At 41.6% G+C, this 16,140-nt stretch carries 15 protein-coding genes and 1 tRNA gene; 6 read left to right on the top strand and 10 right to left on the bottom strand.

All coding sequences use genetic code 11. The annotated features are described in order from the left end of the window. Window positions 1-43: 43 nt before the first annotated feature. A complete protein-coding gene (locus Q7U33_RS06305) occupies window positions 44-790 on the bottom strand; it encodes an S-methyl-5'-thioinosine phosphorylase (RefSeq protein WP_304858789.1) in 747 nt (248 codons plus the stop codon). A 155-nt stretch (window positions 791-945) separates the two neighbouring features. Here Q7U33_RS06305 and hpnC point away from each other — a divergent pair, with 155 nt between their 5' ends. From hpnC to hpnE, 3 genes are read left to right on the top strand one after another with little or no spacing between them, the layout of a single operon-like run. Continuing rightward, window positions 946-1,848 carry a squalene synthase HpnC gene (hpnC, locus tag Q7U33_RS06300; protein ID WP_304858788.1) on the top strand — a complete coding sequence of 301 codons (903 nt, stop codon included), beginning with the start codon at window positions 946-948 and terminating at the stop codon, window positions 1,846-1,848. 30 nt (window positions 1,849-1,878) lie between these two features. After that, window positions 1,879-2,721 (top strand): presqualene diphosphate synthase HpnD, encoded by an 843-nt coding sequence (gene hpnD, locus Q7U33_RS06295; RefSeq protein ID WP_304858787.1) that lies wholly within the window; start codon window positions 1,879-1,881, stop codon window positions 2,719-2,721. A gap of 27 nt (window positions 2,722-2,748) precedes the next feature. Further along, a complete protein-coding gene (gene hpnE / locus Q7U33_RS06290) occupies window positions 2,749-4,080 on the top strand; it encodes a hydroxysqualene dehydroxylase HpnE (RefSeq protein WP_304858786.1) in 1,332 nt (443 codons plus the stop codon). Between the two features lie 18 nt (window positions 4,081-4,098). Here hpnE and radA read toward each other — a convergent pair whose 3' ends face one another. The 8 genes from radA to uvrB all read right to left on the bottom strand — a co-directional run bounded on the left by radA (window position 4,099) and on the right by uvrB (window position 11,828). Continuing rightward, window positions 4,099-5,457, bottom strand: coding sequence for a DNA repair protein RadA (gene radA / locus Q7U33_RS06285; protein ID WP_304858785.1), 1,359 nt, complete (start codon window positions 5,455-5,457; stop codon window positions 4,099-4,101). Continuing rightward, on the bottom strand, window positions 5,457-6,545 hold the full coding sequence (gene alr, locus Q7U33_RS06280) for an alanine racemase (RefSeq protein ID WP_304858784.1): 1,089 nt from the start codon (window positions 6,543-6,545) through the stop codon (window positions 5,457-5,459). Before alr ends, radA begins: the two co-directional genes overlap by 1 nt. A gap of 22 nt (window positions 6,546-6,567) precedes the next feature. Then, the gene (gene dnaB / locus Q7U33_RS06275) at window positions 6,568-7,950 is read right to left on the bottom strand and encodes a replicative DNA helicase (protein ID WP_304858783.1); all 1,383 of its coding nucleotides are present in this window, start codon (window positions 7,948-7,950) and stop codon (window positions 6,568-6,570) included. 213 nt (window positions 7,951-8,163) lie between these two features. Beyond that, window positions 8,164-8,613: a 50S ribosomal protein L9 gene (gene rplI, locus Q7U33_RS06270; RefSeq protein WP_304858782.1), complete on the bottom strand. Its 450-nt coding sequence runs from the start codon at window positions 8,611-8,613 to the stop codon at window positions 8,164-8,166. An 11-nt stretch (window positions 8,614-8,624) separates the two neighbouring features. Then, on the bottom strand, window positions 8,625-8,858 hold the full coding sequence (gene rpsR, locus Q7U33_RS06265) for a 30S ribosomal protein S18 (protein WP_015832124.1): 234 nt from the start codon (window positions 8,856-8,858) through the stop codon (window positions 8,625-8,627). Window positions 8,859-8,896: 38 nt separating this feature from the next. Next, window positions 8,897-9,181 (bottom strand): primosomal replication protein N, encoded by a 285-nt coding sequence (gene priB / locus Q7U33_RS06260; RefSeq protein WP_304858781.1) that lies wholly within the window; start codon window positions 9,179-9,181, stop codon window positions 8,897-8,899. Then, window positions 9,182-9,577 carry a 30S ribosomal protein S6 gene (rpsF, locus tag Q7U33_RS06255; RefSeq protein ID WP_304858780.1) on the bottom strand — a complete coding sequence of 132 codons (396 nt, stop codon included), beginning with the start codon at window positions 9,575-9,577 and terminating at the stop codon, window positions 9,182-9,184. A gap of 217 nt (window positions 9,578-9,794) precedes the next feature. After that, complete coding sequence (uvrB, locus tag Q7U33_RS06250) at window positions 9,795-11,828, bottom strand: excinuclease ABC subunit UvrB (RefSeq protein WP_304858779.1); 2,034 nt, start codon at window positions 11,826-11,828, stop codon at window positions 9,795-9,797. A 244-nt stretch (window positions 11,829-12,072) separates the two neighbouring features. Here uvrB and Q7U33_RS06245 point away from each other — a divergent pair, with 244 nt between their 5' ends. Continuing rightward, window positions 12,073-13,080, top strand: a complete 1,008-nt coding sequence (locus Q7U33_RS06245) for a serine protease (RefSeq protein WP_304858778.1) — start codon at window positions 12,073-12,075, stop codon at window positions 13,078-13,080. A 152-nt stretch (window positions 13,081-13,232) separates the two neighbouring features. After that, on the top strand, window positions 13,233-14,435 hold the full coding sequence (locus Q7U33_RS06240) for a pyridoxal phosphate-dependent aminotransferase (RefSeq protein ID WP_304858777.1): 1,203 nt from the start codon (window positions 13,233-13,235) through the stop codon (window positions 14,433-14,435). Window positions 14,436-14,553: 118 nt separating this feature from the next. Here Q7U33_RS06240 and Q7U33_RS06235 read toward each other — a convergent pair whose 3' ends face one another. After that, on the bottom strand, window positions 14,554-15,888 hold the full coding sequence (locus tag Q7U33_RS06235) for an AsmA family protein (protein WP_304858775.1): 1,335 nt from the start codon (window positions 15,886-15,888) through the stop codon (window positions 14,554-14,556). 74 nt (window positions 15,889-15,962) lie between these two features. On the opposite strand from Q7U33_RS06235, the gene Q7U33_RS06230 reads away from it, so the two are divergent. Then, a tRNA-Asn gene (locus Q7U33_RS06230) sits at window positions 15,963-16,038 on the top strand. Window positions 16,039-16,140: the final 102 nt, after the last annotated feature.

Genomic DNA, 16,140 nt, shown 5'->3' with positions numbered 1-16,140 from the left:
CTTAATATTTACCAAAAGTGTCTCGGGAATTAAATTACGTTTGCTAGTGCCCGTTCTGTTTTACTAATTGCGCAATAATATTTCGCACTCGCACCATCGTGAGGTTTAAGTTAGAGATAACTTCCTCATATTTAATTTCATGTAAATTATCACCTCGACCAGCCGCATAGTTCGCTACTGGACAAATTGATGCATAGCTGATGCCCAATTCACGCGCTAAGGCTGCTTCTGGCATGCCTGTCATCCCCACCACGGTTGCCCCATCTCGCTCTAAACGGTTAATCTCTGCTGCTGTTTCAAGCCTAGGCCCCTGTGTCGCAGCATAAACGCCATGATCAACCACTTCCTCACCTACTGCAATGGCCGCTTTTTTCCATTTTTCACGCAAAATTTGACAGTACGGCTCCGTAAAGTCGATATGTTTAACAGGGTTACTAACCCCATCATGAAACGTCGTTTTTCTGCCATAGGTGTAATCAATGATTTGATGCGGAATCACTATTTTTCCTGCTGACAATTCTGGATGAATGCCACCTACCGTTGCTATCGCGGCAACTTCAGTCACGCCCTGTAAATGTAAAGCTGCAATATTGGCACGGTAATTAACTTCATGAGGTGGAATAGTATGTCCATTTCCGTGACGTGCTAAGAAAATAACTTCCCGACCAGCAATCTCACCAAAGATAAGCGGCTGTGATGGCTCACCATAAGGCGTTCGTACGATTAAACGTCTAGTTATCTTTAAGTTGTCTAATTGTGTTAGACCTGTGCCACCAATAATTGCTAACATAATTGCCTTCTCTATGAATACGTTTTTATTTTAACAAAGCTTTAATTATTTTCAGAAAAAATTTTACCGTCTTAAAAACAAATGTTCATTGTAAATACCAGACAAATACTAGTTTTGCCATCAAAAATGATTTAATTTTGTGGCATACTCACGCCATGGTAAATAATTGCTCAAAGTTTGGTGAAACATCTATAGCAGTGGCTCAAGAAAGCCTCGACTTAGCTAATCGTCATTATGAAAACTTTCCTGTAGCGTCATTCTTTTTACCTGAACATTTACGTCAGCCTATTGCCCTAATTTACAGCTTTGCAAGGCAAGCAGATGACTTTGCTGATGAAGGCGAGCTCACCATTGAGCAGCGATTAAATTTACTTAGTGGCTTTCGTGATGAACTTGATTTATTACAAGCTTATATAAATCCCAAAACAGCTTTTTTTGTGACCTTAGGTCAAATGATACGCGAAAGAAAGCTTCCACTTAGCCCATTTTACGATTTGCTAGATGCATTTAGCCAAGACGTGACTAAAACTCGCTACGCTGATTATGACGATGTACTAGATTACTGCACTCGCTCTGCAAATCCTATCGGGAGACTTTTATTGCACTTGTATCACCAAGCTACTCCCGACAATATACAATATTCAGACCATATTTGCTCTGCATTACAGCTTATTAATTTTCTGCAAGATATTGCGATTGACTTTAAGAAAAACGAAGGCAAACAACGCATTTATCTATGTCAGGATGAACTGATGGCTTTTGGTCTCACTGAACAAACAATCAAATCTTATGTGAATGCAGCCCTAGCGACAGATGAAAATTGGCAACAGTTTATGCACTTTAATCTGCGCCGCACCCATGCCTTGCTTAATGCTGGTAAGCCTCTGGGGAGAATCTTAAAAGGCCGCATTGGTTTTGAAATGCGCATGATTATTGCAGGTGGAGAACGTATTCTTCATAAGATTAGCGTAGTGAATGGCGATGTTTTTAATTATAGACCAACACTAAATTGCTGGGATTGGACAATTGTCTTCTCTAAAGCATTGCTAAAACTATAAACACTCATTATTTAGTTTCGATAATCCCATATGACACCTAAGCAATATTGCCAAGAAAAAGCATCAAAAAGTGGCTCTAGTTTTTATTACAGCTTTATGTTTTTACCAAAACAGAAACGCGAAGCAATTATAGCGCTATATGCTTTTTGCCGTGAGGTAGACGACGTTGTCGACGAATGTACTGAATTAAAAGTCGCCCAAGTAAAACTGGCTTGGTGGAAAGATGAAGTTCGTAATCTATATCTGAAAAAACCAATACACCCAGTAACAAAAGCTCTTGAGCAAGTTATCCACCAATATCAATTAGATGAAGAACACTTTCATGAAATTATTGATGGCATGGAGATGGATTTAAATTTCAACCGCTACGAAGACTTCAAGCAACTGCAACTGTATTGTTATCGTGTTGCCAGCGTTGTAGGTATACTTTCAGCGCAAATATTTGGATTCGAGAATAGAAAAACACTTAAATTCGCACATGATCTTGGCATGGCATTCCAACTGACCAACATTATCAGAGATGTCGGTGAAGATGCTCGCCGCAATCGTATTTATATCCCATTAGATGAACTTGCAAAGTTTAATGTCACAGAAGATGACATATTAAAAAGCCGTGAATCTGATGCGGTTAAAAAACTGTTAGATGCGCAAATTGAGCGCGCTGAGATGTATTACGATAAAGCACTGAACGAACTACCTGCTGACGACAAAAATAACCAGCGTGTAGGTTTAATTATGACGGCTATTTATCGCACATTGTTACGAGAAATAAAAGCAGATGGCGCAGAAAAAGTCCTTAATGCGCGAATATCGCTGGGCACACTACGCAAGCTTTGGATTGCCTTTAGTACATGGCTTAAGCACCTAGTATAAGTATCTATAACCTTCCTGAGAATACGCTTGAATACCAATCTACACAGTATTGCAATTATTGGCGGGGGCTGTGCAGGCCTAAGCGCCGCCGCAACTTTAAGTGATCGTGGCTATTCAGTCACATTATTTGAAGCAAGCTCACAACTCGGCGGACGTGCCCGTTCAGTAGTCGTTGAAAATAAAGACTTATTGCAACTACTCGATAATGGTCAACATATTCTATTGGGCGCATACAGTGCCACTTTGGCATTACTTGAAAAGGCTGGTGTAAAAGAAAACGAAGCTTTTTTAAGGCTACCTTTACAACTCAACATGATGTCCAGCAGTGCTAAATCTATATTTTCATTAAAATCTGCTAATTACTTACCAGCTCCATTCAACATACTCGTCGGTTTCTTACTTTGTAAAGGCCTGTCATTAAGAGAGCGAATAACCGCTTTAACGTTCATGAGGCATTTACAGTCCTCACGTTATGAAATCATTAGTGATAAACCGCTGGCAAAATTTCTAAAGCAACATCATCAGTCAGCAAAACTAATCCAAATGCTATGGGAGCCTCTGTGCTTAGCTGCGCTTAACACTCCAATTGCAAAAGCAAGTAGTAAAATATTTTTAAATGTATTACGCGATTCATTTAGTGGTGACAAAGGAAATAGCGATTTTTTAATTCCTAAACTAGATTTGTCGCAGATTATCTCCCATCCTTTAGCACATTACATACAAGCTAAAGGCGGCATCATAAAATTAAACCATCGGATACGTACGCTAGTGGAAGTAGACAACGGTTTTAATTTAGAAACTAGGCAAGGGACATTTCATTTCAGTCATGTCGTTGTTGCTACCTCTCCTGCTAGGACGGACAAGCTATTAGCGCAGCTCCCTAAATTAAAAGCTAGTCAAGATAAAACAGATCACTACCAATATCAGCCTATTTACACAGTTTACTTGCAATATCCAAGGGAAACAAAACTACCGCAAGTCATGACTGGATTAAGCAATACGTTAGGTCAGTGGGTATTTGACAGAGGGGAACTGTGCGGAGAAAGTGGACTACTCGCTGTCATCGTGAGTGCAGAGGGTAAACATCAAAAACTGACACAAGATGATCTTGCATTAAAAATTGCAAAAGAGTTAAGCCATGCCTTTCCGTATTTATCAAAACCGTTATGGTATAAAGTGATTGCTGAAAAACGGGCTACTTTCTCGTGCTTACCTGATTTAGCGCGTCCCACTAACAGAACTGCACAAAACAACCTTTACTTAGCTGGAGATTACACATATGCCAGTTACCCTGCCACTATTGAAGGCGCTGTTAGAAGTGGTATTTACTGTGCGAATCTTATTACTAACGCATCATAAAATTCAGTAATTTTTAACTTAGTAATTTTTAACATAGTTGAGCGCTTGCTCTAATCGTTCAACCGCAACTACTTCTATTCCATCTATCCGCTGTTTTGGTGCATTGGCTTTAGGTACGATTGCTTTCGTGAAACCAAGTTTAGCGGCTTCTTTCAGGCGTTCTTGTCCTCGTTGTACAGGCCTAACCTCCCCTGCCAAACCAACCTCACCAAACACTATAAGTTTATTATCTAATGGTTTGTTTTTTAAAGAAGAAGTGATCGATAAAAGCACCGCCAAATCAACCGCTGGCTCTGAAATTTTAACGCCACCTACCGCGTTGATGAATACATCCTGATCAAAACATGCTACGCCCGCGTGGCGATGCAATACTGCCAACAACATCGCAAGACGGTTTTGCTCCAAGCCAACACAAAGCCGTTTTGGGTTGGGTGCATGGGCTTCATCGACCAATGCTTGAATTTCGATAAGTAGCGGACGCGTACCTTCCATCGTCACGGTAATACAAGATCCCGCGACCTGCTCACTATGATGTGATAAAAACAAGGCAGATGGATTAGTGACTTCGCGCAAACCCTTTTCGGTCATTGCAAAGACGCCTAGCTCATTCACTGCGCCAAAACGGTTTTTAAATGCACGAATCAAACGGAAGCTTGAGCTTTGATCACCTTCAAAATACAGCACAGTATCTACAATATGCTCCAACACACGCGGCCCTGCTAACGCGCCCTCTTTGGTCACGTGACCAACCAATATCACAGTAATACCAGCTTGCTTAGCCAAACGCGTTAACTGTGCAGAACATTCACGCACTTGTGCAACAGACCCAGGAGCCGATTGCAAAGCCTCCGAGTAAACGGTTTGAATCGAGTCAATCACCGCAATATCAGGTTTATGCTTTTGCAGCATGCTGATAATTTTTTCTAGATTTATTTCAGCCAATAGGGAGATTGGGCTTGCGTCTAAACCAAGACGCTTAGCACGCATGGCAATTTGCTGTGGCGATTCTTCACCACTGACATAAATCGCTTTTCTCGCACTGCCTATATGGCATAAGGTCTGGAGCAATAAGGTGGATTTACCAATGCCAGGATCTCCACCAATTAGTACAACCCCACCAGAAACCAAGCCACCACCTAATACGCGATCAAACTCACTTACACCAGTTGGTTGTCTTGGTACTTCAGCCGCTTCCACTTCAGCGAGCTTCTGTAAGCCAGCAGTTTCAGCCAATGGAGCAAATCGGCTGGCACTTGCTGTTTCTGCGATGGTTTCAACCAATGTATTCCATGCATGACAACTCGGGCATTGACCTTGCCATTTAGGCTCACTAGCGCCACATTCAGTACAGGTGTAAATGGTTTTTGCTTTAGCCATCAATCAGCTACTTTCATTGGTACACGTGGAGCAACTGCGCAAAGTAACTCATAGCTAACTGTATCAGAAGCTGCCGCTACTGCATCCACAGGCACATGCTTACCCCAAAGCTCGACTGGAGAGCCGATATTAGCCTCTGGTATGTTTGTTAAATCACAAAATAACATATCCATTGAAACGCGTCCTAATGTGGAAGTTAATTTCCCAGCAACGGCAATTGGTGCACCACCCTGCTGGCAACCACTGACCAAGCCCGCGTGTCTTGGATAACCATCTGCATAGCCACAAGCTACGATACCAATACGCGTCGCTTTAGTAGCTGTAAAGCGGTTACCATAACCTACAGACTCACCAGCTTGAACTTCTTGCACCCCAATAAGTTCTGAAGTGAGCTGCATTGCTGGTATTAAATCGTATGTAGTAGCTGCTGTATCACCCACAGGGCTAGCACCATAAAGCATAATACCAGGGCGCACCCAATCAGCATGTGCATCAGAATGTCGTAAAATAGTGGCAGAATTAGCTAAAGACACAGGCGACGGCAAGTCTTGAGTAATCCTTTTAAACAAGCTAAAGGGTTTCTCAATACCAATTTCATCATCTGCAGTTGCAAAATGTGTCATCAGCGTGATATCTGCAACATTTTTGCAAGCTTTCAGACGCTCATAAGCTGTAGTAAAGGTATTGGGTTGAAAGCCAAGACGATTCATACCTGTGTTCATTTTAAGATGAATGTGCATAGGCTTAATTAAAGTAGCTGACTCTAGCATGATAAGTTGCGGCATAGAGTGAACGACAATATTCAGACCAAAACTTGATGCAACATTAAGCTCTTGCTCGCAAAACACACCTTCTAACAATAAGATTGTTTGCTGAAAGCCCGCGTCACGTAAATTAATAGCTTCATCAATGCCCAATACAGCAAAGCCATCAGCAGCGCCTAATCCATGCGCAACATTGATTAAACCATGTCCATAGCCATTGGCTTTCACTACAGCCATCACTTTTGAACGTGGTGCAAATTTTCTTACAGCAGCTAAATTGTGCCGTAATGCATGAAGATAAACTGTAGCTAATATTGGGCGCATTGCTTTACTCTAGCTAATCTGTCTAGTACTCATCTGACATATGACCGCTACCAGCAAAGTTCTCAAAGCGCGTATGTTGACCAAGGAACGTCAATCTGACCCTACCGATTGGACCGTTACGTTGTTTACCAATGATAATCTCTGCTGTGCCCTTATCTGGGGTATCAGGGTTATAAACCTCGTCACGATAAATAAACAAGATAACGTCAGCATCCTGCTCAATCGCGCCTGACTCACGCAAGTCACTCATTACGGGACGTTTATCTGGGCGCTGCTCCACGCTTCGGTTAAGCTGAGAAAGTGCAATCACTGGCACATCTAACTCTTTAGCCAAGGCTTTTAATGACCGTGAAATTTCAGAAATTTCGGTTGCTCGGTTTTCACCTTGCTTACCTGCAGGGGCTGCCATCAATTGTAAGTAATCGATCACGATCAAACCCAATTTACCTGTTTGGCGATGCAGCCTACGTGCTCTTGCACGCACATCAAAGCTGCTTAAACCTGCACCTTCATCAATAAAGATAGGTGCTTCGTTTAGCTTACCTAATGCGGTCGTTAATTTTTCCCAATCTTCATCTTCTAATCGACCAGTACGCATACGGTGTTGATCTAAGCGGCCAACGGAACCAATCATACGCATTGCAAGCTGTGTGCCTGCCATCTCCATCGAGAACACAGCAACAGGCAAACCAGTATCAAGCGCTACGTTTTCTGCAATATTCAGTGAGAAAGCCGTCTTACCCATCGATGGTCGCCCTGCGACAATCACTAAATCCCCACCTTGAAGACCAGACGTCATTGAGTCTAAGTCTGCAAAACCAGTTGGAATGCCAGTGACGTCTGATTGATTATCACGTGAGAACAACTGGTCAATACGGTCAGCGACCTGTGGCAATAGCACTTTAATATCAATAAAGCCCTCAGTGCTACGTTTGCCACCTTCAGCAATCTGAAATATTTTGGCTTCAGCTTCATCTAGTAACTGCTGCGCATCACGACCATTGGGTGCGTAAGCGCTTTCTGCAATACCTGAACCCACAGTCACTAATTGGCGCATCACAAAGCGCTCATGCACAATTTCTGCATATCGTCGAATATTAGCTGCTGTCGGTGTGTTTTGGGCCAACAACCCTAGGTAGGCAATACCACCAACCCCAGAAAGTTCGGCTGCATTTTCCAGAGACTCTGCTACCGTGACGATATCAGCTGGCTTGTTATGCTCAATAAGTTTGGAAATATGCTCAAAAATAAGCTTATGATCGTAGCGGTAAAAGTCTTTAGCGCTAAGGATATCAGCAACTTTATCCAGTGCTTCATTTTCAAGTAGCAAGCCTCCAATAACGGATTGCTCTGCTTCTACAGAATGTGGGGGTACTTTGAGTGCATCTAATTGTTCATCAGCCATAAGCATGATTATATCAGTGCGCGATTAACTCGCTAAGGGTTTATGCAATCTAAAGTCGATTATTCACCACGATAGAAATTAGATGGTTCTTGATGAAAAGACTGTGGGATTAACATGCTAATTTCAGGCTACAAACTCAACATCTACAATGGTTTTAAGTTTGTTAAAAAAAAAGCCGACCATCAGGTCGGCTTTTTTAAAGCAATAACTTAATTACGCTTCAGCAATCACTGTTACAGTGATGTCTACTACTACGTCATGATGTAACGCAACTGTTACAGCGTGATCACCAATTGTTTTCAATGGACCGTTTGGTAAACGAACCAATGATTTAGCAACGTCATGGCCTTGAGCAACTAAAGCTTCAGCGATGTCACCGTTTGTTACAGAACCAAACAAACGACCGTCAACACCAGCTTTTTGAGTAACTGTCACAACAAAACCAGCTAATTTTTCGCCACGTGCTTGTGAAGCAGCTAAAATTGCAGCTTGTTGCTTTTCTAATTCAACACGGCGTGCCGCAAATTCAGCTTTGTTAGCTTCAGTTGCACGTTTAGCTTTACCTTGTGGAATCAAAAAGTTACGACCGAAACCGTCTTTAACTTTAACAACATCACCTAATACACCAAGGTTAGCTACTTTTTCTAATAAAATTACTTGCATCTTAAATCTCCTTAGCCTGGGTGTTTGTCAGTGTATGGTAACAATGCCAAGAAACGAGCGCGTTTAACCGCTGATGTTAATTGACGTTGATAGCGAGCTTTAGTACCCGTCATACGTGCTGGGATGATTTTTGCATTTTCTGAGATGAAATCTTTTAAAAGATCAACATCTTTGTAATCTACTTCTTTGATGCCTTCTGCTGAAAAACGGCAGTAACGGCGGCGTTTGTACATATCTCTTGCCATCTTAAACTCCTAAATTCTTTAATTTACGTAAGCGCTGCTTACATAGTCTTTATGTCATTAATATGCATAACCAATTGTGTGCTTTTAAGACTGCGTTTAGCTAAAAAACCTTGAGCTACTACTTGAACGCCCTGCTTTAAACCTTTTAATGCCAAGTCACCTAGAACTACTGCATTAACATCACACTCTACTTTACGCTTCATGCCAGCTTCAATTTGCTCTGAAACATGTCGCAATACAACACTTAACAACGGTATGCCTGCTGGTGTGTAGCGAAGCGGTTCAATTTGCACTACCTCCGCTTGTATCACCAATTTATTCAATTAAGCAGCAGCTGCCTCTGTAGGGGCAGCTGGAGCTGGAGCTGGAGCTGCATCTTTACTCAACACTGATTTAGATTTCTCTTCTTTCATCATTGGTGATGGCGCAGTTACAGCAGTTTTAGTAGCCATTGTTAGATGACGCAATACTGCATCATTGAATTTAAAGCCATGCTCTAATTCTTCTAACACTGTTTGGTTACATTCAATGTTCATTAACACGTAATGTGCTTTGTGGATTTTTTGGATTGGATAAGCCAATTGACGACGGCCCCAGTCTTCTAAACGGTGAATTGCGCCACCGTTAGTGGTGATTAGCGCACGGTAACGCTCAATCATCGCTGGCACTTGCTCGCTTTGGTCCGGATGGACGATAAATACTACTTCATAATGTCTCATAGACACTCCTTTTGGATAAAAGCCACCTACTTTATGTAGTGTGACAAGGTAAAAAATCAATCACTACTTGATATCGCTACCAAGCAAGCGCGGAATTATAGACAAAACCACGCCACTAATCAAATTATATTTAATAAAATCAATTGTTTTGTGGCATTTCCCATGATGAATTGTCTTTTTTAGTTTTAAATATTAGCCTTTAATGCCAACCTAACATCTAAACAAGGTCAGGCATTTCTGCACCGTAAAACTTAATTCTGAGTTTTTTAAGCTGATCTCTAAAGTCAGCGGCTTTTTCAAACTCTAAGTTTTTAGCCGCATCGTGCATGGCTTTTTCCAAGCGTTTCATTTCTTTTGTGATTTGTTTTTCACTTAAAGATTCGTAACTCGCTTGGTCTTGCAAGGCTTTACGCTCACGCAATGCTTCATCTTTATCATAAACACCATCAATAATATCTTTAATACGTTTGGTTACCCCTTTAGGTACTATGCCGTTCGCCTCATTAAAGGCACGCTGAACACCCCGCCTACGCTCAGTTTCATCCATCGCCAGCTTCATACTGCGCGTGATTTTGTTCGCATAAAAAATTACTTGTCCATTTAAATTACGTGCAGCGCGCCCTGCCGTTTGAATCAAACTTCGTTCAGAACGTAAAAAGCCTTCCTTATCAGCATCCAACACCGCTACCAAAGATACCTCTGGGATATCCAAACCTTCGCGTAACAAGTTAATGCCAACCAGCACATCAAACTCACCAAGGCGCAAATCACGAATAATCTCCACACGCTCTACGGTATCAATATCGCTATGCAAATAACGTGTTTTAACGCCATGCTCACTCAAATAATCAGTTAAGTCTTCTGCCATGCGCTTAGTCAGTGTGGTTGCTAAAACGCGCTCACCAATATCAACACGTTTTTTAATTTCACCTAGCAGATCATCTACTTGCGTATCAGCAGGCTTGACGATGATTTCGGGATCAATCAACCCTGTTGGGCGGGCAATCATTTCAACTACTTGTTGCTGATGGTTTTTTTCGTAGTCAGATGGCGTTGCAGAAACAAACACACACTGACGCATAATGTGCTCAAACTCTTCAAACTTTAAAGGTCGATTATCTAATGCTGATGGTAATCGCCAGCCATAATCTACCAAGTTTTCTTTACGTGAACGATCGCCTTTATACATACCCCCTACTTGCGGCACGGTCACGTGACTTTCATCAATAATCATGAGCGCATTTTCAGGCAAATAATCAATCAGCGTAGGCGGAGGATCGCCTGGGTTACGTCCTGAAAGATGGCGTGAGTAGTTTTCAATACCTTTGCAAAAACCAATTTCATTGAGCATTTCAAGGTCAAAGCGTGTGCGCTGTTCAATTCTAGCGGCTTCTACCAGCTTATTATTCTGAATATAAAAGCTCACACGGTCTTTAAGTTCATGCTTGATTTTTTCCATCGCACGAATCGTCGTCTCGCGCGGCGTAACATAGTGGCTTGAAGGGTAAACCGTATAACGAGGGATTTTATTAAAAATTTGACCTGTCAGCGGGTCAAATAAAGTGATTGATTCAATTTCATCATCGAACATGGAGATGCGGACCGCAGTTTCATTATTTTCTGCTGGGAATACGTCAATCACATCGCCACGCACCCTGAAAGTACCACGCGAGAAGTCAAACTCATTTCGGTCGTATTGCATCCCTACTAGACGTGTAATCATATCGCGCTGGGGTATTTTCTCGCCCTGCTGCACATGTAACACCATGCCATGATAGTCAGTTGGATCACCAATCCCGTAAATGGCCGAGACGGTCGCTACAATAATACTGTCTTCACGCTCTAATAGCGCTTTGGTTGCAGAAAGTCGCATCTGCTCTATATGCTCATTGATGCTGGAGTCTTTTTCAATAAACAAATCACGTGATGGAACATACGCTTCAGGTTGGTAGTAATCGTAATAACTTACAAAATACTCAACGGAATTGTTAGGGAAAAACTCTCGAAACTCACTATATAACTGTGCAGCTAGCGTTTTGTTTGGTGCCATCACAATCGCTGGGCGACCCGTGCGCGCAATTACATTAGCCATGGTAAAGGTTTTACCTGAGCCAGTGACGCCAAGCAAAGTTTGAAACTTCAACCCATCATTAACACCTTGCGTTAATTTATCAATCGCCTGTGGCTGATCGCCAGCAGGAGGAAAAGGCTGATGCAGTTGATACTTACTATTAGGAAATGTAACGAACACGTTATGCTTTTATTTATATAAACACTTAAATTTTAACAGAAAAAACATTAGCCTCTATATAACTATATATATCCAAATTTTCTTGAAATGATGAATGGTTAGAACTTTGCTAATACTCAATAGTCATTTAACAGAGGCTCAATTAACCACTTAGTTTAAGTATCAATCATTAAGCTGTTAGAGATTAGCCGTATAAATCAGTTTGCACTAAATAATCAGAAAACATTAACTTTTGGAGTCACTTATGCGTGGATTAATTCTGCTTACAGCATTAATGAGTTTTGCACAAACCGCTTTAGCATTAGATCAGGCTAAAGTACTTAAATCTTTACAATCCGTTGTCATGATACGTGGATACAATAGTAGCGGTGGTTTGGCATATGGTTCTGGCGTTGTTGTTGCTGAAAACAAAGTGATTACTAATTGCCATATCTTTCGTAGCACTAAGTCACCTTGGGTTGCCCGTGGCGAAGACACTTATGAGATAGATTCAGTACAAGCAGATCGTTGGCATGACTTATGTTTAGTGACAGCGAAACTTCCGTTCACGCCTGCGCCTATCGGCAGCAGTGCTAATATTAAAAGAGGTCAGGAAGTCTTATCCATTGGCCACTCTAATGGCGTGCTTGCACCACTTACCTCCTCAGGTGTTATTAAAACCACTTATGACTTTGACGGTGGCATGGTTATCCGTAGCAGTGCTAAGTTTTTAATGGGTGCAAGTGGTAGCGGCATATTTGACCTTGAAGGTAATCTTTTAGGCATTAATACTTTTAAAACACCTGGTCGTCCAGCCTACTTTTACTCACTCCCTATTGAATGGTTAGCTAATTTAGAGAAGCTTCCTGTTGAAACCACATTTCCCATTACAGGCAAAGCATTTTGGGAAGAAGAAGATAACAACAAGCCATTTTTCATGCAAATGGCCATCCCTGAAATTAATCAAGATTGGCCGAAGTTAATGCAAGTTGCAACTAAGTGGACTGAAATTCATCCTAAAGACACAGAGGCTTGGTACGAGCTTGGCGTAGCTCAAGAAAAGTTAAACAAAACAGATGAAGCAAAGCAGTCATATCATCAGTCAGTAGTGCTAGATGCAAACAACACCAATGCATTATTTAGGCTTGGTGCAATTGCACAAGCAGCAGGCGATCAAGACAGCGTGAGCAAGATTAATTCGACCATTGCTAAAATTGATGAAAATTTAGCAAAAGAATTCGGTGAAATGTTAGGCTGCAATATTCAATGCTAACAATACCTTAGCAACAAAACACAAGGCAGCATGATGATACTTGCTGCCTTGTTAAACATTTTAAATGCTGCACTATTCCTAATAAACATATTTGTGCGTAAAATGGCGGCAATTCAACTGGTTACATACAAATTTGTCTTAAGGAACAGACCTTGTCACACTCCGTATTATCTCAACGCGTTTTATCAATCAAAGAGTCTCCTACACTGGCCATTACCGCTAAAGCAGGTAAATACAAAGCTGAAGGTCGAGACATTATCGGCTTAGCCGCTGGAGAACCAGACTTTGATACACCGCAACACATTAAAGATGCAGCTAAAGCCGCGATTGATGCTGGTTTTACAAAATACACTCCCGTTGCTGGTATTCCAGGCCTAAAAAAAGCGATTGTTGCAAAATTTAAGAACGAGAATGGTTTTGACTACGCACTCAATGAAGTGATTGTAGGGGTTGGTGGCAAACAAACTATTTTCAACCTATGCTTAGCTGTACTGAATAAAGGGGATGAGGTCATTATCCCCGCACCATACTGGGTGTCTTACGCAGACATTGCGTTAGTTGCAGAAGCTAAACCAGTGATTCTGGAATGTGGTATTGAGCAAGGGTTTAAACTCACAGCAGCCCAATTAGAAGCCGCAATCACACCACAAACAAAACTGTTTATGATCAACTCACCGTCAAACCCGACGGGCGCTGTGTACACACTCGCCGAGTTACAATCATTAGGTGAGGTTTTGCTTAAACATCCACATGTTTTAGTTGCAACCGATGATATGTATGAACATGTTAATTTAACTGGTAACCAGTTTTACAACATATTGAATGCAACACCAGCACTAAAAGACCGTTGCATTGTGCTTAATGGTGTATCTAAAGCTTACTCGATGACTGGCTGGCGTATTGGTTATGCAGCAGGACCAGCATACATTATTAAAGCGATGGAGATTTTACAATCTCAATCGACTAGCAACCCTACTTCAATCTCTCAAGTAGCAGCACAAGCTGCTCTTGAAGGCTCTCAAGAATGTATCGTACCAATGGTCACGGCATTTAAAGAGCGTCACACCTATGTTGTCAACCGCTTCAATAGCATGCCTGGCTTAAGCTGTCTGATGGCTGGCGGCGCTTTTTATGCATTTCCTGACGCACGCGGTGCGATTGATACTTTATTTAAAGCAGGAAAGATTAAAGCAGCGACCGATATGGCACTCGCTGAATACTTGCTCGAAGCGTTTGATGTTGCCGTTGTACCAGGCTCAGCGTTTGGGGCAGAAGGTTACTTCAGAATTTCATTTGCAACATCAATGGATAACTTACGTAACGCACTGGATCGTATTGAAAAAGCACTACAATAAAATACGAACCCAGTAAAATGAAAAATCAGTGCGGCATGGCTAAGTCAAAAATATTTAGCCGTGCTAAATGGATGCAAAAACATCTTAACACACTGAAAATAAGGATTATTTAGAACGGTTAATCGTCCTGAAATAAGCCTTTCAGTTTACCTATCGCACCAGCAGCTTTTATCCCCACACTAGTGCCAACACCTGGGCCTAGAATTGCAGTTCCTGCAACCGCACCAGCGAGTGCTGCTTTAGAAGGTAAAACAACTGGACTCCCAACAGTACCAGACACATCAAGCGGAATAGCTACTAAGCTTGCACTCCGCTTGAGCTCCACTTCACCAGCACCATCCAGCTCTTTATTGGCGTTAATCTTAACCTGCCCTGTTCCAGATAAAAGACCTGAACTTATTTCAAGGTTATTTAAATGATATTGCTTACCTTTAGCATTAAATACACCCGAAAACTCATCAAAAGCAGTCTGACCACCTACGGTTTGCTTAGTTAATAAGCTTGCTACTTTAATTAAATCTAAGCCATGCAGCACGCCATCATTCACTTTAAATTTAAAATCAGCATTCAGATGATCGGCTAATGCAGCAACATCTTTTGCCGAGCCAGAGAAATATCCATTACCGGATAATTTGCCACTCAAATAAACTGCCTTACTTACCAATCTGCTTGGCTCTTTAACTGAAATATGCGCTACTTTCACGTTGCCATTAGTGCGCCAACTCTTATTCCAGAGCAGATTTAAATTAGCAGTCACTTTACCGCCATACATGGCAATATCCGCGCGTGGAATCTCTAATCGGTTGGCTTTTAAATGCATATCAAGCTCGGCGCTATCAACAAATAGAGGCAACCCCACTGGTAATGTCCATTTTTTAGCCCTAACAGAAATTAAATACGACTCAGCCTCAGGCGTTATATTGGCAATTAAAGCTGCATCCAGCGTCTCAAGTTTCGCAGAGTCTAATTGATTAGCGCCCGTTAAATTAACCTCAAGATTAAGCATTGGTAACTTCATGTCTGGCCAGTCAAAGCTTAGCTCATCGACAGTAATATGCTGGATATTAATAGCATTAGACTGACCAATTGATGCTGAACGTTTATCAAGCATAGCAGATACGATATCTATAGCCGATTTTTTGACGATTGGCTTAATAATATCAATATCAATGACTCTCGTTTCAGAAAATATAGTACTTAACGATGGGATGACAGTAACCTGCTCCACCTTCAGTTCACTGCTTTTCCCCACATTTAAACCGTTGATGACAACTCGCGGGCTAGGAAATAACACCAACCGGCCAGAAGAAATAGTCACAGGCACCCCCAACTCATCACTAACAAGTGCCTCGGCGTCATTTAGGTAAGACCTGATTGAAATTAAAAAAGGTAGAATAATCAACAAGCTAATTAAAACCAGAATTCCAATTAATATTTTTTTATTTTTTTTCATTAAAATTTCCTAGATTTTAGCGAGTAGTGATTGACCAAAGCGCGCTCGATAAGTATTATAGCGCCTTCACCGATTCCTCAATAGCTCAGTCGGTAGAGCGCCGGACTGTTAATCCGTAGGTCCCTGGTTCGAGCCCAGGTTGAGGAGCCAAATACTTTTTCTTCTGATTTAAAGTTTTATATCGAGTGAAACCAATATTCCTCAATAGCTCAGTTGGTAGAGCGCCGGACTGTTAATCCGTAGGTCCCTGGT

Origin of the sequence: Methylotenera sp. (genome assembly GCF_030653755.1) — a bacterium.
Taxonomy (GTDB): Bacteria; Pseudomonadota; Gammaproteobacteria; order Burkholderiales; family Methylophilaceae; genus Methylotenera.
The sequence above is the reverse complement of the archived record's forward strand: the minus strand, read 5'-3'. Positions and strand labels throughout refer to the sequence as shown.